This is a genomic window from Synechocystis sp. PCC 6803 substr. PCC-P (assembly GCF_000284455.1).
GTDB lineage: Bacteria > Cyanobacteriota > Cyanobacteriia > Cyanobacteriales > Microcystaceae > Synechocystis.
Genome location: NC_017039.1, coordinates 2,277,941 through 2,297,102, shown reverse-complemented (window position 1 = coordinate 2,297,102; position 19,162 = coordinate 2,277,941). Strand labels below are relative to the sequence as shown.

Below are 19,162 nucleotides of genomic sequence, written 5' to 3'. Positions count from 1 at the left end.
GCCGTGTTTCTCTTCTTTCCCCAGTCAAAAACCGACCCAGGGGAGATTATCGCCGATTTTCTGGACCGGGGTTAAAACTGACCCCAATAATTGTGCTGGAACTGATTTTGGTGATTTGATCGAAAAACTTTACCAAACTTACATCAAGGAATTTATCTATGCCGAATATTCGTCCTCTGACCGCTTCCCTTTCTTTACTGACCACGGCCTTTGTTGGTCTAACTCCAGCCCTTTACGCCACCATAGCCGAAGCCCAGGATCCCCCTGCCACCACCTATCAGCCGGGCTTTTGGCAGCCCGTCGGTAGATTTGACCCCAAAAAGCCGGTCAAGGTTAAGTTGGTTAATAAAACAGATGTGGCTTTGGACTATGACATTTCTAACTTGGAATCATTCCCCCCGGCTTCGGTAGCCCCAGGGGAAACAGTTCTGCTCGAAAACTTTGGCGATAATGCCTACATCATGGTCTATCCCGAAAATGCCACCCCCAGCACTCCAGAACAATCCTTTTTGCTTAAATTTACTGTTCCCGTCGATGCCCGCACCCAAATGGTAGGGGCTGATAATGTGGCAGTGATCACTGTAACCAAAGGTGATGTCAATATAGAGGAACGTTTTTACGGCCACCGCTCCATTAACTTGCAACCCACGGGAGCAATTTTCTTCTACTAAATCTAGACCCCATAGATCCTAATTTTGCCTCCTCTATGCTTGATATCACCAAGTTAGCTGGCCAAATGCCGGCCCTGGGGCAACATTTCCGTCAGGAAGCCACTGCTGGCCATCAACGGCTAGAAAGGGCTAAGGAATTATTTTTCCAAGCTCAACAGCGTCAATCCTATTTGCTCAACACCCTGACAGAATGGGGCGATCGCCTCTTTTTTGCAGTGGCTAGGCCTCTGGAACCATTGGATACAAGGGTCAACATTGGGGAGGCTCCGGTTAACCACAGTGTGTTTGCCACGGACGGTTCCCAAATTGCGCCCTCCCACCATGAAATCGCTTACTGTTACCTGCTCAACATTGGCCGGGTGATGCTCCACTATGGGCAAAATTTACATCCTCTGTTGGACAGTGTGCCGGAGGTTTATTACCGTCCTGAAGATTTATACGCTTCCCGCCGTTGGGGTATTCGCACCGAGGAATGGTTGGGTCATCGCCGCACTGTGTTGGAAGCGGAAAGGTTAGCCGCCCTAGCCTGTCGTTGGGTTAGCCCCCCAGGGCCCCACAGCGACCCTAACTTAGCCATGGTGGATGGTTCGCTAATTTATTGGTTTTTGGAAAATTTACCCCAGGAAGCAAGGAACCAAATTCTGGAACCGATTTTGGCCGCCTGGGAAACGCTACGTCAGGCCCGCATTCCCCTGATGAGTTACATCAGTGCCCCCAGGAGTGTGGAATCGATTAATCTTTTGCGGCTCCAGGCTTGTCCCCACGAAAGCCCCAATTGCGTCAGCCATTGCGAAGGTTGTCAGGCGGAGGAACGGAAAACCCCCTGTCAAATTTTTGACCCGCTGCGGGATAGCAATCTGTGGAAGGAGTTTCTATCCCCTGGACAACGGGGGCCGATTTGGCATAGTAATGCCCGCATTTTGGAAGCCTATGCCCCAGAACAACGGGTTTGTTTTTGCTATGTCCAAGGCAGTTCGGAGGTAGCGAGGGTGGAATTTCCCGTTTGGCTAGCGGAGGATTCGGAGTTGCTTGATCAATCCTTAGCCATTGTCCTTAGTCAGATAGAAAAGGGTTTTGGTTATCCCGTGGCCCTAGCGGAAGCCCATAATCAGGCCGTGGTGCGGGGCGGCGATCGCCGTCGTTTTTTTGCCCTGTTGGAACAACAATTGGTCAGGACGGGGCTGAGGAGCATTGGCACTTCCTATAAGGAAGCCAGGAAAAGGAATACGGTGGTTTAGATGTGATGGTGGTCAGCAAAAATCAGCTAATGCAAACGCCATTGCACCAGATTGTCCCCGGATAAATTAGCCCAAAATTCCCCTTGCTGGGCTAGCAACAATAATAAGTCGAGGCTCTCTGGCCTAGGTGTGGTCAAAGCGGCCATGGGAATTACCATCACTAGGGTTTGTCCTTGATGGACTAATTGGGGCCGTTGGGGATGGGGTTGCCAACGGTTGGGCCCCACGGCAATGTCGTGGTGACTTTGGAGATGGTGCAGATTAATGCGGCAGTGGTGATGGAAATAGTAATTTAACGGCCCTTGGTCTGGCAAAGAGGCGATCGCCAGGGGGGCATGGCCATGGGGCAGATAGGGATAGTACCAAGCTAAATGGAGTTCATCTGGGATCAATTCCGGCAACAGTCGCTGGAAATCAAACCGCAGGATCAACCGTTGGCGATCGTGGCCATAGTAAATTGTTTGCACGAATTCCTTGCCCTCTTGCACCGCCAGACCATTAGCCACCTGCCAAGGAATCAAATTAGTTAAATTATCCCAGTGGGGATAGAGATAACCGCCCAACGGGCGATCGCCATTTTGATCAATTAAGGGATGGTGCAAATAACCGGGCGGAGTTTCGTTAAGGGCGTGGTAGAGCCGGATCAAATGTTGGCGGAATAGGGCTTCAGAATTGAGGGTTTGGGGAGAATGACCTTGGCCAAAAGCCTCAAACCAATCGGAGCTTTCTGCCCCGTAGAGAGCCTGCCAAGCTTCAGGATTATTTTCCTCTGTGGCTTCAGGATGACTTGCTAAGGCTTGCCTGGCGTCAATTAAGTAATCCCAAGCCTGGTTTTGGCTGGGTTGACCGATCCATTTACTGAAATTGCCCCGATTCCAGGAGCCTATCAGAGGAATAGGGATGCCATTCTGTTGGGCCAGAACTTGGGTAGGGGGAAATTGGTCTATAAACTTGGACACTGTCACCAATTGCAGTAGGCCTTGGCGACCCAATTGTTCACACTGTTGATAGAACTGTTGCAAAAAGCCAAAGCCATTATTTTCATAGCCATTCCAGGTTCGATCCCCCTCCAAAGCAATAGTTACCAATCTCGGTTGGCCATTTTCCGCCTGGGGGCGGCGGGCTAAAAGTCTGGCCATCAAATCCTCGGCTGCCTGGGCTGGGGAATAGCGCCCATAATGAAAACTGATCAAATCCGACAGTTGTTGGTCCCGAAACACCATGGCCAACTCCCCGTCCTCCGTGGGCACTCGATAGACCGAGTTCAACCAGACAGACCTTTCAGCACTGGTACTCAAACTCTGGGCCAGGACGGATTCATCGGCACATAACCATTCAAAACGGAGTTGGGCCACTGTTTGCAACATGGCAGGACTAACTGCCAGTCCGGGCGGCCATAAACCCCGGGATTCCCGGCCAAAGGTGCTCCGATAGTATTGCTTACCCTGTTGCAATTGCCTGATTCCGTCCTCCGACCAACAAAAACGGGGGTCCGGTAGGGCGAGGGCCGCTTGTATAGTGCGGGCAATGTTGGTATCCGCTAAAAGGGGCAAAATTGGGTGGCCGTAGGGACTAGTGATAATTTCCAGTTGCCCAGATTCTTGTAGCTGGCGATGGAGGGGAATAATTCCCTGGATAATTTGCCGTTGCTTACTAATAATTCTTTGGCGATCGCCGAGGGTAAAGGATTTTTGCCGAAAATACCAATCCCGCACATCTCGATCTTCTGCGATGGTGAGGGCATCAAACCAAATCAGATTATGCCAGGCCAACAGATCACTAAAATCCTGGGGTTGCCAATGGGATATACACCAGTCTATCCCTTGCCTTTGACGTTGCTCGTATAACTGTTGATACCGATGCTGGGGAAAAATTTGTGTGCGGGGATTAGCCTCAAAAAAAGTGGTCAGAATTTCCACCTTTTGCTCTAGGCTTAACTTTTCCACTGGGCTCAGGGTGAGGGCTAAATGGCGATCGATGGCCAAACCCTGGGCATAATCCTCCAATTGGGCTAGCAAACAAGGAGTGAAGCTAACTGTCTGATGCAGGGAAGGGTAACGGGCCCATAACTTAATCAACCCTCCGTAATCCCTAGTGCCATGTAACCGCACCCAGGGTAATTGATAATATCCATGGCCATTGCCCACCATGCCATAGGACTGATAGCAAGGCTGGTGTTGATGCCAAACAAAAGCGACATACAACGGGTGGGCCATAGAAAATAAGGCAATGGGGAAAACCAAACCGGCGATCGATAAGCATGACCGCTCCTCTCAGCATAGCCAATGGCATTGCCCTAAAAATTAACTTCTGAGAATTTTTGTCAGGTTTTGTCCACTTCTCCCATCTTCGGCTGGAGTCAAAAACCTACCAAATATAGGAATTATTGTCCTCTCCACAACAAAAAACCTAGCCAGTGTTGAATACTAGCTAGGTTCAGAACAATCAATCAACCAATCAGGAATAGCTAAGCTTTAAACAACCGCAACCTAACCGCCCACTTTTACTACTGGGGTAAAGCTGGGAACCACTAACTCCTTATCCTGTTTGGTGAGCTTGTTATAAAGCCGTTCCGTATTGGGGAAGTTAGCCGCCGGTAGGGTGGGGAAACGACGGTAGGGCACCGTATCTTCACCAAAGGTTTGCAGATATTCCATGCCGTTGACCATAGCCCCGATGAAGGCCTTTAGCCCTTGGCTGGCCAAAATTTGGTTATACTGCTGGATTTCCTTTTGATTGAGGGGAGCCCGACCGAGGAAGTGCTTGGTACCCATTTCAATCACTTTGGTGTTGGGATAGGGGGCATAGAACTCCTTCATATAGAGCTCGGAAGTGCCTAAACCTTCAATGAATTCCTTAACGTTAATTTCATTGTTGCTGAGCTTACTTTCCAGGGCAGTGAACTCGGAATTGATGATGTAAGGTTCCAAATCCCGCTCAAACACCTGACGGTAGGCGGCCCGGATGGCATTTTTAACCGCAACCTTATCGTAGGTGGACACCAGCTTAAAGACTTTGGTTTGTTGCCGTTGACGGGTAACCCCTTGGTTGCTGCGGTAGGCAATTTCCGGCTCAGTGCGGATGGCCGAAACCTGGCCCAATTCCACAAAGCGGGGAGTAACTTCCTTATCCACCCGTTGACCAATGTCTTCCCGCAGGGAACCAACCCGGGCGGAACGCATTTGTAGACCACCGGGGGTGAGGTAACGCTCGTAGGGAACGGTGTCTTCCCCAAAGGCATCGCTGTATTCTTTGCTATCAATCATCGCTTCCACCACAGCATAGAAACCCTGTTTAGAAGCAATGTCGAAATATTGATTCATTTCCTGGCGGCCGTAGGTGGGACGACCCAGCAGGCGACGGTGCATATATTCGATCGCCTTACAGACGTAGTGGGGAGCCCAGTAAAGCTTGAGGAACAGTTCCGATTTAGCTAGACGCTTGATAAATTCCCGCACGCTAATGTCGCCATTTTCCAGTTGAATTTCCGCCACGGAGAGCCGTTGCCCTTCGTACAGATCCCGACCAAACACTTGACGGTAGGCAGCCCGAATCAAAGCCTGGGTGGAGCTTTCACCAAATTTGACGCTGGTGCCGGTATTTTTGCCCACTTTGGCACCGGGTAAACCGCCATTGAGACGGAACACTTTCGCCCCCAAACTACCGGGAAATTCGCCCACAGCACTGGGATTGCCTACTTGGTTATTAACCGCCGGGCCCCGGTGGATGAGAATCCGTTTGGTGTCTTTGTTAAAGGGAGCAGGTCGTTTGCTAGGATTGCGGGTTTCTTTCGGGAAAATGGCCCCAAATTGAATTTCCAGGGGGTCGTTGCCGGAACCATAGACGTGTTGATCCGGTAACGGGCGATCGTACTGGGCAAAGGTGGTGATGAACTGGGGAACTTTGCGGAAAGGAGCGCTGTAGCTAAAGAGATCTTGTTGCATCCCCCAGTTGCGGCATTCCTGGGCTTCTACCCCTAGACCCCGCAGATAGGGCACTGTTTCTTCCCCAAAGTAATCGGCATATTCCTGGGAATCGACCAACGCATCCACCAGGGCGGGAAGGCCACCACTAGAAACGATGGAAAAGTATTTTTGCACTTCTTCCCGGGAGCTGGGTCCCCGACCAAGGATATGGCGGAAAGCCAATTCTAGAGCCCTGCTGTTGATGAAGGGTTCAAAGAATTGCTTGCGGTAGAGGGGAGATTTAGCCAAACGACGGACAAATTCCTTCATGGAAATGTCGCCATTGCGTACCTGGGATTCCAGATAAGAAATGGATTGGCTGTAGGCTTTGGTAATGTCCCGCTCAAAAATTTGCCGGTAGGCTGCCTTGATGACCGCATTTTTTTCCAGGGCGGACAAACCGGGCTTCATGGCGTATTTCTGCCGTTTAGCGGCGGCATTGAAATAGCTCTGGGGTAGCTCTAAACCTTGGATATCATTGGAAGGGCCCTGGCGAACTTTATTGGCTGGGGTGGGGGCTTTAAATTCGCTCAGGAGAATGTCGAAGTATTGCAGAACAATCTCTTTAGCCTGGGCATTGTTGCGGAAATAATCGGCGGAAGCAGCCCGCATTTCCTGGATGGCGACAATGGTGGCATCGATGGAACAGGCATTTTCAATGACTTCCTTCAAACCCCTGGTATTGACCACAATGATGTTGGGGTCCCCGGCCACAATGGCATAGGTGGTGTAGCGCAAAAACCAGGACATGTCCCGGAGAGATTTTTGCATGTTGCTGGGACCGTACCGGGCAATGTTAATGGGACGGAAACCAGGGGGAATGGGGCCAGTACTGCTAAAAACAGAACGGAGTCCCCCAAAGAGACCACCGCTTCCATTGCTTTCGGCATAGGTAACACTGCCATTGCGACTATCACTGGAGGCACCCACCAATGCAGGTTGACGCTCAACGGGCTTTTCCAGGTAGGAGAGGGGGGAACCGCCGGTGAAAATTCGATTGGCGGCCCTAGAGACGATCAAGTCGGCATTTTGGGTTAGGGTCTCTGCAATCTCTAGACGCAGGGCACCGGACTGAAAATACGCTGTTAACTCGTTTAGTTCTGACCCTTCTAGGAAGCGATCCTGTTGCTCTGCTTGGCTGATAGCGGAGACGGGAACGGTTTGGTAGAGTTGGGGTCGCGCTAGTGAGCTGCCACCACTTGCCTTAACACTCATTGGATTTCATTATCTCCCATTAACAAAATTGCGATCGCCTTAAAACGAGGGAAAAAGCCGCCCGGCCAAGGCTTATTTAAAGGTTCATCATAAAAAAGTGAATCAGCATCTAGGGTAGAACGTTTCGGAACGCTACAGGGGCTTTGTTAACTTTTATGTAGGAGAACTTGATTGAATGGCCCTGTTTGGCAGTCCCTTAGGCATTCCCAAGGCTAAGCAAAATGGACTGTATCAAAAAAATCGGGATTGATACCAGGACCGGAAAAACATGACTGATAATGCAGTTTTAAATGTCACCCTTTGAATCTATGGAAAAATTTCCCCATTTGCTAGTCCTGGATTTTGATGGTGTGCTCTGCGACGGTTTGCAGGAATATTTTCAAACTAGTTGTCAAGTTTGTCGACAAATTTGGCCAGATCTACCGCGGGAGAAGCTCGATCGCCAAAGGGATAACTTTTATTTCCTTAGGCCGGTGATTGAAACGGGGTGGGAAATGCCCCTACTACTCAAAGCTTTGGCTACGGGGGTAGAACCAGCCGCTATTGAAGCAGCATGGCCCGCCGTTGCCCAGACTCTACAACGCCAAGAACAAATCGGCAAATCCCAACTAGCTCCAGTCCTAGACCAGGTGCGGGATAACTACATTCACAACGATTTGGCCTATTGGCTAGGACTTCATCATTTTTATCCGGGGGTAATTGGGCAGTTAAATCATTGGCTACAATCCCCCTACCCTCAATGGCTTTACGTTGTCACCACCAAGGAAGGCCGCTTCGTACAACAGTTGCTCAAAAATCAGAAAGTAGATTTCCCTCTAGGACAAATTATTGGCAAGGAAATTAAGCAACCTAAATTCAAAACCCTGGAACAGTTGCGAGTCAAGCATCAATGTGACGGCGATCGCCTTTGGTTTGTGGAGGATATGTTGACCACTCTGGAGACCGTTGCGAACCAGCCTGCCCTAGAGCAAACCAGTTTATTTCTGGCAGATTGGGGCTACAACACACCAGATAGCCGAGGGTTAGCCAAACAAAAAAAACGTTTTCACTTACTGTCTTTGCAACAATTCTCTGCTCCCTTTTCCGAATGGTTTTAGAGAACACCAAGAAAATACCCATAGTATTGCCTGAGCTTTACTGGGGTTGACCTAAGAAAAAAAGTAAAGTTTTGCCAACGGCTTTCTAGACCAAAGGAAAATAAATTGCTTTCACAAAAACTTCTGCAATTTTACTGTTCCACTTCGATAATTTCCGTATATTCGTTGCCTTCCTCATCTTCCACAATGGTGACTTGATTGCCTTCTTCATCCGTGACACTGACGGCGGTATTACCATCATCATCAGTGCAAACCGCAACGCCCATGCCATCTTCTTCATAGGCTTCGCATTCTACTTCCTGGGCCATACCGGGCATAGCTCCGCTAAAAAGAGCAAAAGAGCCAACTATCAAGCTGCCACCAATCATTGCGGGGAAGTTTTTCATAGGTTTAGGTTTGTTGTGAAGGGGTCCAAAAAATTCGGAAAACTGGCTGAAAACGCTTAACTAATCTGCGCCCAGTCTAACATAAACTTGATTCAAGGAGTGCAAATGCAAAACTATCATAGACAGGAAAAATAAGAGTCGGCAGCGACCTTAACTGTTCATTACATTTTTCGGAGTACAAGAACCCCCAGTCTAGCTCAGCAGTTTCTATTTCTAAAATCGGCAAAACCCAACTGCACCAAATTAGAAACAGTCAGGTCTTAAATTTTTTTGTGTATGGTTTCTAGTCTTCTTTGACAGTGCAAATGCCGTTAGCACCTCTTTTACCTGTATAGCTAATCGTTACCGTGTCGTCCTCATTAATAGCCACCGAAACGACAACGTCAGAATTAGCACCTTGGGACAATTTCGCCTCATAATATGCAGGCTTTTTAACAATTAACTGAGCTTTTTTACCGTTGATAAAAATAGGTCCGCCCTGATCAGCATGAACCTCAATTTCTCCGGGGCAAGTGGCATTAAACAGGGGAATAGCTGCAAAACTTGGTAAACACCAGGCGATCGCCCCTGATATAGATAGAATCAGTGCAGAAACAGTTCTAGAGAATTTTTTCATTGTTGTTTTGCAGTGCAAAATTTTGTGAATTATGACAAGTGTTTAAGGTATATCTTCTGCGAAGCTATTCGCCTCCGTCAGCAAAAATAATAAAGTCACTGCGTATCCAACCGACAGCTTTCGATTTAACAAATTTAACTTCACACCAATTCAAATCACTATTTTGGGTGTCCTTATCTTGAACACACTTGATGACTTCAACTTTGTCACCGGGTAGTCCATACTGAGGAGCACTGGATTTGATAGTAGGCTGAGTTCTCACATTAATACGAGTATTGGGATCTGCTGCCCTGAGGGTAGAAATTCCCCGGGCAAGGGCAGGAACGCCCAAGCTCGCCAAAGCAATACCTAGCAAAAAGGCCGACCCAAGCTTGTCCAAAGTCATTGGATATAGGTTGATGGTTAATTATTTTTCAACTGTAACAGTATTTATTTTTACGGTGAGTTATCTTAATAAAATCTTAACTAACTTCAATCGAATACAAACTCAACTAGAAGAGGGTAGATAAATACCAACAATTAAGTGAGTTAACTGTGTTTAACTACCCTTTTTCTTGGTCGACTTAAAAACCAATGGTGGGGGGCCGTAAAGCAGTGACTTCCAAGGGTGAAAGGTTAGCCTGTTGGACCAAACTCGGCACAGATCGCCGGGCGGTTTGCACCAATTGATTAATGGTGGGATCGTAAATCTGGGTAATGAGCTTGGGATAGAAACCAATGCCAATAATGGGCACGAGCAGACAACCAATAATGAAAACTTCCCGAGGTTCCACGTCCACTAGATTAGTGTGATTTACCAACTCCTCGTTTTCGGGACCGTAAAGCATTTCCCGGAGCATGGAGAGTAGATAAATGGGGGTCAAAATTACCCCAACTCCCATAAGGACAACCACAATGGTGCGGAAAACTAGGTTATAAGCATCGCTGGTGGCAAAACCCACAAACACCATTAATTCCGCCACAAAGCCACTCATCCCCGGTAGAGCCAGGGACGCCAGGGAACAAGCTGTCCACATGGCAAAACCTTTTTTCATCTTTTGGCCAATGCCCCCCATTTCATCCAGCATCAGGGTATGGGTCCGGTCATAGGTAGCTCCCACCATAAAGAACAGACTGGCCCCAATCAAACCGTGGGAAATCATTTGTAACATGGCCCCACTCATGCCCAGGTCAGTGAAAGATGCTAAACCGATCAGGACAAAACCCATGTGGGAAATGGAAGAATAGGCAATTTTTCGCTTCAGATTTCGTTGGGCAAAGGAGGTGAAAGCAGCATAAATAATGTTCACCACCCCAAGAATCACCAAAACCGGGGCAAATACGGCATGGGCATCGGGGAGCATCCCCACATTCATCCGCAGCAGGGCATAACCTCCCATTTTCAACAGAATGCCCGCCAGCAACATGTGGGCCGGCGCAGTGGCTTCCCCGTGGGCATCGGGTAACCAGGTATGGAGGGGAAAAATGGGCAACTTAACGCCGTAGGCAATTAAAAAGCCAGCGTATAGCAATAATTGCAGGTTAACGGGAATGTCCTTAGCGGCGATCGCCGACATATCAAAGGTATTAACGTCACCGTAGAAAGCCAGAGTCAGCCCTGCCAGCAGGATGAATAAAGACCCCCCCGCAGTGTAGAGAATAAATTTCGTTGCGGCGTAGAGGCGTTTTTTGCCGCCCCAGATGGAGAGAATTAGATACACTGGCACCAACTCCAATTCCCAGACTAGGAAAAAGAGCAAAATATCCTGCACCGCAAACACGGCAATTTGCCCACCGTACATGAGCAACATCAGGAAATAAAATAGCTTTGGCTTCAGAGTCACCGGCCAGGCGGCCATGGTGGCCAAGGTGGTGATAAAACCGGTGAGAATGATCAACGGCATGGAAAGGCCATCGGCCCCCACCGACCATTTGAGATCAATCTGGGGTAGCCAGGTGTAGCTTTCCACCAATTGCAATCCCGGTTCGCTCAGGTCAAAACCACTGTAGAAGGCATAAACGATCAGGGCAAAGTCTACTAGCCCCACCGCCAGGGAATACCATCTAACAGTTTTACCGTCCTTGTCGGGGATAATGGGAATGAATAAAGCCGCCACAATCGGCAAAAGGATGATCGTGGTCAGCCAGGGAAAAGTGTTCATACTACCCAGATAGTCTTTACAGACAATAATCTAGCAGGGATTTTTCCGGTCGGGCCCGCAGAAAAGATTAATTTTTCCTAACTTTTTCTAAGTTGCGGGTAGGCCAGTGGCGATCGCCGCCAGTCTAACTTTTGTTCACACCCAGGTTTTTTTCTATGGTTTAGATTCGCTTTACCTTTGCTTTAAGCTCTGTTGAAGCGGTTTTTCTTGGTTACAAGCTCAAAGTCACTCTAAAGATGTAACAGAATTTGAAGTTATGGCGTTTTTTCCGAAAGGAAATTCAGGTGTGGGGTAAACTAGCCCATAATCCTGACAATATTATTTTTTTCGACTTTACGGAGAACCCTCGGTTAAGGAGCCGATAGTCAATGTCCCATAGTGTAAAAATTTACGATACCTGTATTGGTTGTACCCAATGCGTCCGGGCTTGCCCCCTCGATGTTCTAGAAATGGTGCCCTGGGATGGTTGTAAAGCCGCTCAGATCGCCTCCTCCCCTAGAACCGAGGATTGTGTTGGCTGCAAACGTTGTGAGACCGCCTGTCCCACAGACTTTTTAAGTATCCGAGTTTATTTGGGTGCCGAAACCACCCGCAGTATGGGTTTAGCTTACTAAATCGTATAGATCTGGTAACTGGCCCCGCCATTATTCCAATTTTTGATCAAACTTTGACAGCTTTCGAGCTGGGAAGGCCCCTGGGGTCTTCTTTTTTATTTGTTTGTTTGTCAACATTCAATCTAAGTTTGTTCACCTGCACGAAATAATCCGAAAGTTAATGTTTTTACCAGAGCGGCGATTTTCGACCAAAGCTAGGCTTGACGGGGGGATTACCATAGAATATAGTCTACCGACTGAGTAAATATACCTGAGGATAATCACCCATGCTGGCCGGGAACTATCAACCCCCTGCGTCCCTATCGGATCGTGAATTGGAAATTTTAGACCTAGTGGCGATTGGTCTGACCAACCAGGAGGTGTCAGAACGTTTGGAGATTAGTAAAAGAACAGTGGATAACCATGTCAGTAATATTTTGACCAAGACCAACACGGAAAACCGGGTGGAATTGGTGCGCTGGGCCCTGCAATGGGGCAAGGTTTGTCTCAATGATGTCAACTGCTGTATATTACCGGGCCAAGGCAGTGGGTCTTAGATTGGTATGGTGAATTGGATGGATTGGCCATTTTCCTGAAGAAGCCTAGCTATGGTTACTACTCCAGTAAAGACACTATCCTTAGCAGAATTCATGGCATTGCCGGAGACTAAACCTGCCCAGGAATACATTAATGGTACTATTCGAAAAAAGCCGATGCCCAAAGGTAAGCATAGCCTCCTGCAAACCTTATTATCGGCAAATTTAAATCGAGTCTTCAGTCCCCAAAGGCGGGCATTAGCTCTTTCGGAACTGCGCTGTACCTTTGGCGATCGCTCCATTGTGCCGGACATTGCTGTGTTTACCCAAGACCGCATTCCCCGTGATCATTCAGGAGAAATTGCGGACCTATTTGACTTGGCCCCTGATTGGACTATTGAAATTCTTTCCCCTGACCAAAGTCCAGTACGAGTAATTAAAAATATTTTGTACTGTCTGGAGCATGGAACCCAGATGGGCTGGCTCGTAGATCCAAAGGAGCAAACCCTACTGGTTTATCGGCCCGATAAGCAGGTCCAGATCGTTGATGAAGCACCTGAAGTTATACCAGTTCCAGCCTTTGCTGAAGATTTCCAAGTCACCGTTGGTGAGCTTTTTGCCTGGCTAATGTGATTGGCTGAGTTATGGGAGAAAAATTTAATTTTTGTAAATTTTGTTAAAATTTAGATTCGTTCATTTTTGACCGATCACAACGCTAAGGCGATCGCCAGGGAACTTTTTCTGGGTCAGAGCCCGGCTTTGGTGTGTCGATTATTTTGATTTTTCCGCATATCCGCAATCTATGATCTTCTCCTTGCACCATGAAGCCCCCCACTTACAACGCACTACTACTGGTAGATGGTTACAACATCATCGGCCAATGGAATCACCTGAAACAAACCCGTGAACGCTTTGGGCTGGAGATGGCCCGGCAAACCCTAATTGATGAACTGATTAGCTACAGCAGTCACCAAGGCTATCAAACCCAAGTGGTTTTCGATGCTCAGTACCAACAAAGCCCTGCTAGCCAAGAGCATCCCAGCCCCCACCTTTCCATCCACTACACTGCCTGGCTCCAGACTGCCGATACGTTCATTGAAAAGCGTTGTGCCCATTATCGCCGTCACACCTATGAGTATCCCGGTCGGGTAATTGTCGCCACCTCCGATCGCGCTCAGCAATTAACCGTGGTGGGTTACGGTGCAGAATGGATGTCGGCCCATCTTCTGGCCCAGGAGGTGGATCAAAGTCGAGCTCAAGTTCGCCAACAGGCTAAACAGTACGGCAAAAAGAGTCAACGGCGATCGCCAAAGGGTAAACCCTTGGGGGAAAAGCAACGGGGCTGGGTGCACAAATTAGACCCATCAGTGCGGGAAAAGCTTAGTCAATGGCGTTATGGCGTCGATTAGTGGGGCAATGGAAGATTGGGTTTCTGCCCCGGACCGGTTTAGGAATGGGGAATTTAGCAACATCTTAGTTAAAATAACTGATAATCTTCCCCACTCCTTACCCCCCTCAAGCACCTTGGTTAACTTGACTCCCCCCCGTAAAGCCGGCCACTGGCGCCTGTGGCAAAGACAAATCCGCTATCTATACGTCAAGCTATTACGACTACAGAGTACTCCCCATGCCTTGGCCCGGGGTTTGGCCGTGGGTTCCTTTGCTGGGATGTTTCCCTTTTTCGGTCTGCAAACGGCGATCGCCTTGGTGCTGGCCATTCCCCTACGAGGCAATAAAATTGTGGCAGCGGGGGCCACTTGGATCAGTAATCCTTTGACCTATGTGCCGATTTATTGGTTTAACTATCGTCTGGGGCTATTGCTGTTGCAACGGGAAGGCATCCCCTTCAGCGAATTAGATTGGCAGTCAACCGAGTTACTAAAGTATGGTGGCGATGCGGCGATCGCCCTGTTTGTGGGATCGTTGGTGGCAGGGGCTGGGGTGGGCTTAACAGCCTATGTCTTTGGCTTGAGAAGCTTCACTTGGCTGGCCATCCGTAAACAGAGGTCGAAGATTCGCAGTCGTTAGTTCCTCATATAGTTCAAGGGCCATCGGTGCGATAAACCAACTTTTGCCAGGCTAGGCGGGCCGCACCGATCATGCCAGCTCGGTTACCCAGTTGGGCCACCAAAATTTTTAATCCCCGACGGGAAGGTAATAGCACCCTTTCCTCAATTTCCGATGCCATGGAGGGAAAAAAGTAACTGGAGCTGGCGCTTAGCCCTCCCCCAATAATTACTGCCTCTGGGGTCAACACATAGACCAAGTTCGCAATGCCCATGCCCAACCGCTGGCCGAACTTTTCCCAGTAGGCGATCGCCTCCGCATCCCCCTTGGCGGCCAATTGGGCCAATTCCAGGCCGGTCAAATTCATTTCCCGCCGTAGGGTTTGGGCAGAAGCATGTTGCTCCAAAGAACCCCGATTGCCGCTATTGCAAGGATAGCCTTCCGTTTCAATGGAAATTAGTCCCAATTCCCCCCCGGCTCCTTGGGGCCCCGTAAACAATTTGCCATTTAAAAACACCGCCCCCCCCACCCCCGTGCCCAGGGTAAGCAAAATAAAATTACGATAATCCCTGCCCGCTCCGAGCCAAGCTTCCCCCAAGCCAGCACAATTGGCATCATTCTCCAATACCGTCGGCAACTGTCCATGGTCTTCCAACCAATCCGCCAAAGGAATGTCGTGCCACTGGGGCAAATTAATTGCCAACTGGGCCACCCGTCCTGCTGCGTCCGCTGGTCCCGGCATCCCAACACCGATCGCCACACAAGCTGAATTTTTCAACAGGTCAATACCATGGGCCAACTGAGCATAAACTGCCTTGGGTAAAGCCGGTTGGGGGGTGGGCAAAACCAAGGACTCGGTGCAATCTCCATTGCTCAGGAACCGGCCAAACTTAATGGAAGAACCACCAATGTCAATGCCGATGACTTCACGATGTATGGAAGAGGGAGAACTCATGCCATTAAGGGAAAATTGGGAAAATCTTGCTAATTCTACCCCCCAGGGGAGCCATACCAGCACGGGCTGGCAACACCACAATGGGCCTCACCCATACTCCTCCAACTGTTAAACACAGGTAAAAAGAACCCTTTGGTTCAACAACCGCTTGCTAATTAACCAATTCCTTGCCCAAGCTAGTGAGCAAATTACCGCAGGCATCTTCTAGCAAATCAATCACATGCTCAAAACCAGCCTGCCCGCCATAATAGGGGTCGGGAACTTCCCGATCGCCAAATTTTTCGGTGTAATCGCAGATCATTTTTACTTTATGGTGATATTGCCCTGCTGGATCCTGGGCTAGAATATTGCGGTAATTATCCCCGTCCATAGCTAGAATTAAGTCAAATTCTGCAAAATCTTCGGGAAAAAACTGTCTAGCTCTTCCCTGCACCCGATAACCCCGTTTTTTCAAGCTTTCTGTCATGCGGCGATCGGGGGAATCTCCCACATGGTAGCTGGAAGTACCGGCAGAGTCGCAAACAATTTTTGCCCCCAAGCCTGCTTGGTCAATCTGGGCGTTCATGATATTTTCCGCCGCTGGCGATCGACAAATGTTACCTAAACAAACAAATAACAATTTCATGGGCAAAAGGTCGAAATCAAACGGATTTTGAACGGATTATCCGGCAAATTTATCCTTCGCTGGGGCGAGAACGGGCAATTTGCACGCTCAGGAAAATCACCGGCAACATCCCCGCCAGAATAATGGTCAGGGCTGGAGCAGCGGCTTCAATCAGTCTTTCATCGGAGGCATATTGGTAAACTCGGATGGCGAGGGTGTCAAAGTTAAAGGGGCGAATTACCAAGGTAGCGGGCAATTCCTTCATGACATCCACGAATACTAACATCACAGCGGTGAGCAGACCGCCGGTCATGAGGGGAGTGTGTACTTGCCAGAGAATTTGGCTGGGGCTTTTGCCCAAACTACGGGCCGCATCGTCCAAAGTGGGTTTAATTTTGCCCAAACTGCCTTCCAAGGAACCCAGGGCCACAGCCAAAAACCTGACCAGATAGGCGTAGACCAGGATGGCAATGGTACCACTCAGCAGAAGACCAATTTTTACGCCCCACATATTTTCCCACCAATCAGCCAGCCAATTGTCAAAGTTGCCCGCTGGAATCAGCACCCCCACCGCAATGACAGAACCAGGGATGGCATAGCCCATGGAAGCAACTTTGACGGCAAAGGAAGTGAGGGGTTGACGGCTCAACCTTTGGCCATAAACCAGGATTAAACCAATTACTAAGGCGATCGCCGCGGTGAGGAAGGAGAGAATTAAACTGTGGGAAGCCAGTTGAAAGAAGTTATTGTTACGGACCTCCTGGGCATAGGAAACGGTGAGATATAAAAGATAACTGGCGGGAATTAAAAAGCCCAGTAGGAAAGGAAAAAGACAAAAAGCTAATGCCCCGATCGCCCTTAGGCCCCGGAGTTGATAACGGGGGAGATTTTGGTGGGGACTGCTAGATTGATAAAACTTGGCTTGCCGGCGGGACCAGCGTTCCAGTACTACTAACAAGAAGACAAAAATCATTAAAAAGGCGGCCAGTTGGGTGGCCCCTTGCCTTTCCCCAAAGCCGAACCAGGTGGAATAAATACCTGTGGTGAAGGTATTAACGCCAAAATATTGCACTGTGCCAAAATCGTTCAGAGTCTCCATCATCACCAACGCCAAGCCAGCGGCGATCGCCGGTCGAGCCAGGGGTAAAGCCACCCGACTGAAACTTTGCCAAGGATTACAACCCAGGGAACGACTAGCTTCTAAGGTGCAAACTCCCTGTTCTAAAAAAGCAATGCGGGCCAACAGGTAAACGTAGGGATAGGACACCAACGCCAAAATGGCGATCGCCCCCCAAAGGGAACGGATCTGGGGAAACCAATACTCAGGGGCGGATTGCCAACCGAAGATGGAGCGTAGTAGGGTCTGTACGGGGCCGTAAAAGTCCAAAAGATTGCTATAACCGTAGGCCAACAAATAGGCCGGGGCGGACAGGGGCAACAATAAAGCCCATTCTAGCCAGCGGCAACCCGGAAATCGACACATGGTCACAAGCCAAGCGGTGCCCACCCCTAACACGAAAACTCCGGCTCCCACCCCCAGCATCAGGGCTAAAGAGTTACGGATATATTCCCCCAGCACCGTTGCCCAGAGGTGACTGAAAATTTCCCCCTGCCAGGAAAAAATGCCTAGAAAAACAAAAATTACCGGCACCGCAATCCAAACGGCAATCAGCAAACTGGTCAGCACCCAAAAATTAAGCAATACCTTGGGAGGAGAGGGGAGAACGGTCAAAAAATTAAACACGGCAAATCAAACACAGGGGCAAAGCAAATTCTTCCGGGTCAGGAACACTAGGCCGTAACAGGGAAAATTAACTGCTGGGGGGATCAGTGGGTTTAAACGGGTCTCCCCCAATGCCCAATTCCTTTTTGCTTTCCTTAAGACTCTTCCAAAGTTGCTTAATGCGCTCGTAAGCTTCCATCGTCTCGATTTTACCCGCTGTCTCTAGGTTACAAATAACGCTCACCTTTTGGGCAAATTCTTGCAAATTTGCGTTGAAAACCAGCTTCTCCGGTTTGAAATCCCCATAATATTTGCTTTTGGGATACAGAAATGCGTCTTTTTCCGGATTATCAGTCATATCATCTCTTCGACGGACAAGAACAGTACCCATTGTAAAGGTATTGACCGTTTTCCGGGGTTGACCGAAGGCAAAGGTATGCTTAATTGAGACCAGATAATGCCAAGGGAACTCTAGACTCGTTTCCCTAACCTTGACCACCCCGAGCTGCAACTCTCCCTCCAGCCATGGCATTGGCCCCCAACTGGCACAATTGTAATTAATCTTCTAAGGTTTGTCCCATTGTGTTCACTGGCATTATCCAATCCCTCGGTTATCTTTCTGCTCAGCGGGCCGATCGCCTGGAAATTTCCCTTAGCCCCAACGATGCCCAACGGGTTTTGGGGGATATGGCCCTAGGGGACAGCATTGCTGTAGATGGGGTTTGCCTCACCGTAGAGGCGATCGCCCACCAGGGATTTTTTGCCGACGTTTCCCCCGAAACCTTACAACGCACTACCTTAGGACGGGCTAAGGAAAGGCGCACAGCGGTCAACATTGAAACTTCCCTCCGGGTGGGGGGAAAAGTGGGGGGGCATTTTGTTTCCGGCCACGTGGACGGGGTAGGGCAATTATTGAGCAATGAACAAATCAATAACGCCTGGTTGCTCAGCTTCGGCTCAGTGGGCAGTTTACAGAAGCAATGGCAGGAATATTTAGCTCCCTATTTGGTGCCCAAGGGTAGTATTGCCGTCAATGGCATCAGTTTAACCGTGGCGGATTGCGGCGAAGACTGGTTTAACGTGGCCGTGATTCCCCATACCTACAGCGAAACTAATTTGCAGTTATTGCAGCCGGGGGATTGGGTCAATTTAGAGGGGGATATTTTGGGTAAATATGCGGCCCGATTTTTGTCCCGGGGTCGGGCCATGGGTCAAACAAAGGACATCGATCTAGCCTTTTTGGCGGAACATGGCTACGGCTAAGAAAGTGTTTGAAAAGTGCAAGGCTAGGTATTTATCCCCCTAAATCGACCCACTAAAGCTCCGGCAATACTGGGGGAGTTTCACTCAGTTTCCCCCCAAATTTGGGGGGTCAGGGGGGCTTTTGAAACATGCTCTAAGAATTTTGGGATCAG

At 49.0% G+C, this 19,162-nt stretch carries 19 protein-coding genes; 9 read left to right on the top strand and 10 right to left on the bottom strand.

Features of this window, described 5'->3' with window-relative positions; genetic code table 11:
• Nucleotides 1-158 precede the first annotated feature (158 nt).
• The gene (locus SYNPCCP_RS10850; RefSeq protein WP_010873274.1) at nt 159-671 is read left to right on the top strand and encodes a hypothetical protein; all 513 of its coding nucleotides are present in this window, start codon (nt 159-161) and stop codon (nt 669-671) included.
• Nucleotides 672-706: 35 nt separating this feature from the next.
• On the top strand, nt 707-1,909 hold the full coding sequence (locus SYNPCCP_RS10845; RefSeq protein ID WP_010873273.1) for a DNA double-strand break repair nuclease NurA: 1,203 nt from the start codon (nt 707-709) through the stop codon (nt 1,907-1,909).
• A gap of 26 nt (nt 1,910-1,935) precedes the next feature.
• Here SYNPCCP_RS10845 and SYNPCCP_RS10840 read toward each other — a convergent pair whose 3' ends face one another.
• Both SYNPCCP_RS10840 and SYNPCCP_RS10835 read right to left on the bottom strand, forming a co-directional pair.
• Entirely contained in the window at nt 1,936-4,125 is a 2,190-nt protein-coding gene (locus SYNPCCP_RS10840) for a hypothetical protein (RefSeq protein ID WP_010873272.1), read from the bottom strand.
• Between the two features lie 273 nt (nt 4,126-4,398).
• On the bottom strand, nt 4,399-7,089 hold the full coding sequence (locus SYNPCCP_RS10835) for a phycobilisome rod-core linker polypeptide (protein WP_010873271.1): 2,691 nt from the start codon (nt 7,087-7,089) through the stop codon (nt 4,399-4,401).
• 308 nt (nt 7,090-7,397) lie between these two features.
• On the opposite strand from SYNPCCP_RS10835, the gene SYNPCCP_RS10830 reads away from it, so the two are divergent.
• Nucleotides 7,398-8,186, top strand: coding sequence for an HAD family hydrolase (locus SYNPCCP_RS10830; RefSeq protein WP_223211276.1), 789 nt, complete (start codon nt 7,398-7,400; stop codon nt 8,184-8,186).
• A 131-nt stretch (nt 8,187-8,317) separates the two neighbouring features.
• Here SYNPCCP_RS10830 and SYNPCCP_RS10825 read toward each other — a convergent pair whose 3' ends face one another.
• The 4 genes from SYNPCCP_RS10825 to SYNPCCP_RS10810 form a co-directional block, all read right to left on the bottom strand.
• On the bottom strand, nt 8,318-8,572 hold the full coding sequence (locus SYNPCCP_RS10825; protein WP_010873269.1) for a hypothetical protein: 255 nt from the start codon (nt 8,570-8,572) through the stop codon (nt 8,318-8,320).
• 283 nt (nt 8,573-8,855) lie between these two features.
• Nucleotides 8,856-9,188, bottom strand: a complete 333-nt coding sequence (locus SYNPCCP_RS10820) for a hypothetical protein (RefSeq protein WP_010873268.1) — start codon at nt 9,186-9,188, stop codon at nt 8,856-8,858.
• A gap of 64 nt (nt 9,189-9,252) precedes the next feature.
• Nucleotides 9,253-9,573, bottom strand: a complete 321-nt coding sequence (locus SYNPCCP_RS10815) for an SH3 domain-containing protein (RefSeq protein WP_010873267.1) — start codon at nt 9,571-9,573, stop codon at nt 9,253-9,255.
• Nucleotides 9,574-9,751: 178 nt separating this feature from the next.
• Nucleotides 9,752-11,329: an NAD(P)H-quinone oxidoreductase subunit 4 gene (locus tag SYNPCCP_RS10810; RefSeq protein WP_010873266.1), complete on the bottom strand. Its 1,578-nt coding sequence runs from the start codon at nt 11,327-11,329 to the stop codon at nt 9,752-9,754.
• Nucleotides 11,330-11,697: 368 nt separating this feature from the next.
• On the opposite strand from SYNPCCP_RS10810, the gene psaC reads away from it, so the two are divergent.
• The 5 genes from psaC to SYNPCCP_RS10785 all read left to right on the top strand — a co-directional run bounded on the left by psaC (nt 11,698) and on the right by SYNPCCP_RS10785 (nt 14,486).
• Entirely contained in the window at nt 11,698-11,943 is a 246-nt protein-coding gene (psaC, locus tag SYNPCCP_RS10805) for a photosystem I iron-sulfur center protein PsaC (RefSeq protein WP_002764973.1), read from the top strand.
• Nucleotides 11,944-12,209: 266 nt separating this feature from the next.
• The gene (locus SYNPCCP_RS10800) at nt 12,210-12,479 is read left to right on the top strand and encodes a helix-turn-helix transcriptional regulator (RefSeq protein WP_010873265.1); all 270 of its coding nucleotides are present in this window, start codon (nt 12,210-12,212) and stop codon (nt 12,477-12,479) included.
• A gap of 51 nt (nt 12,480-12,530) precedes the next feature.
• On the top strand, nt 12,531-13,091 hold the full coding sequence (locus SYNPCCP_RS10795) for a Uma2 family endonuclease (protein WP_010873264.1): 561 nt from the start codon (nt 12,531-12,533) through the stop codon (nt 13,089-13,091).
• Between the two features lie 188 nt (nt 13,092-13,279).
• Complete coding sequence (locus SYNPCCP_RS10790) at nt 13,280-13,867, top strand: NYN domain-containing protein (protein ID WP_010873263.1); 588 nt, start codon at nt 13,280-13,282, stop codon at nt 13,865-13,867.
• A gap of 115 nt (nt 13,868-13,982) precedes the next feature.
• The gene (locus SYNPCCP_RS10785; protein ID WP_223211275.1) at nt 13,983-14,486 is read left to right on the top strand and encodes a DUF2062 domain-containing protein; all 504 of its coding nucleotides are present in this window, start codon (nt 13,983-13,985) and stop codon (nt 14,484-14,486) included.
• A gap of 13 nt (nt 14,487-14,499) precedes the next feature.
• Here the strand turns inward: SYNPCCP_RS10785 and SYNPCCP_RS10780 are convergent, their stop codons facing one another.
• The 4 genes from SYNPCCP_RS10780 to SYNPCCP_RS17675 form a co-directional block, all read right to left on the bottom strand.
• Complete coding sequence (locus SYNPCCP_RS10780) at nt 14,500-15,483, bottom strand: ROK family protein (protein ID WP_010873261.1); 984 nt, start codon at nt 15,481-15,483, stop codon at nt 14,500-14,502.
• Between the two features lie 88 nt (nt 15,484-15,571).
• Nucleotides 15,572-16,045: a low molecular weight protein-tyrosine-phosphatase gene (locus SYNPCCP_RS10775; protein WP_010873260.1), complete on the bottom strand. Its 474-nt coding sequence runs from the start codon at nt 16,043-16,045 to the stop codon at nt 15,572-15,574.
• A 49-nt stretch (nt 16,046-16,094) separates the two neighbouring features.
• The gene (locus SYNPCCP_RS10770; RefSeq protein ID WP_010873259.1) at nt 16,095-17,768 is read right to left on the bottom strand and encodes an iron ABC transporter permease; all 1,674 of its coding nucleotides are present in this window, start codon (nt 17,766-17,768) and stop codon (nt 16,095-16,097) included.
• A 67-nt stretch (nt 17,769-17,835) separates the two neighbouring features.
• Entirely contained in the window at nt 17,836-18,105 is a 270-nt protein-coding gene (locus SYNPCCP_RS17675; protein ID WP_041426016.1) for a hypothetical protein, read from the bottom strand.
• Between the two features lie 224 nt (nt 18,106-18,329).
• Between SYNPCCP_RS17675 and ribE the strand changes: the two genes are divergently transcribed.
• Nucleotides 18,330-19,010, top strand: coding sequence for a riboflavin synthase (gene ribE / locus SYNPCCP_RS10760; RefSeq protein ID WP_010873257.1), 681 nt, complete (start codon nt 18,330-18,332; stop codon nt 19,008-19,010).
• Nucleotides 19,011-19,162 lie beyond the last annotated feature (152 nt).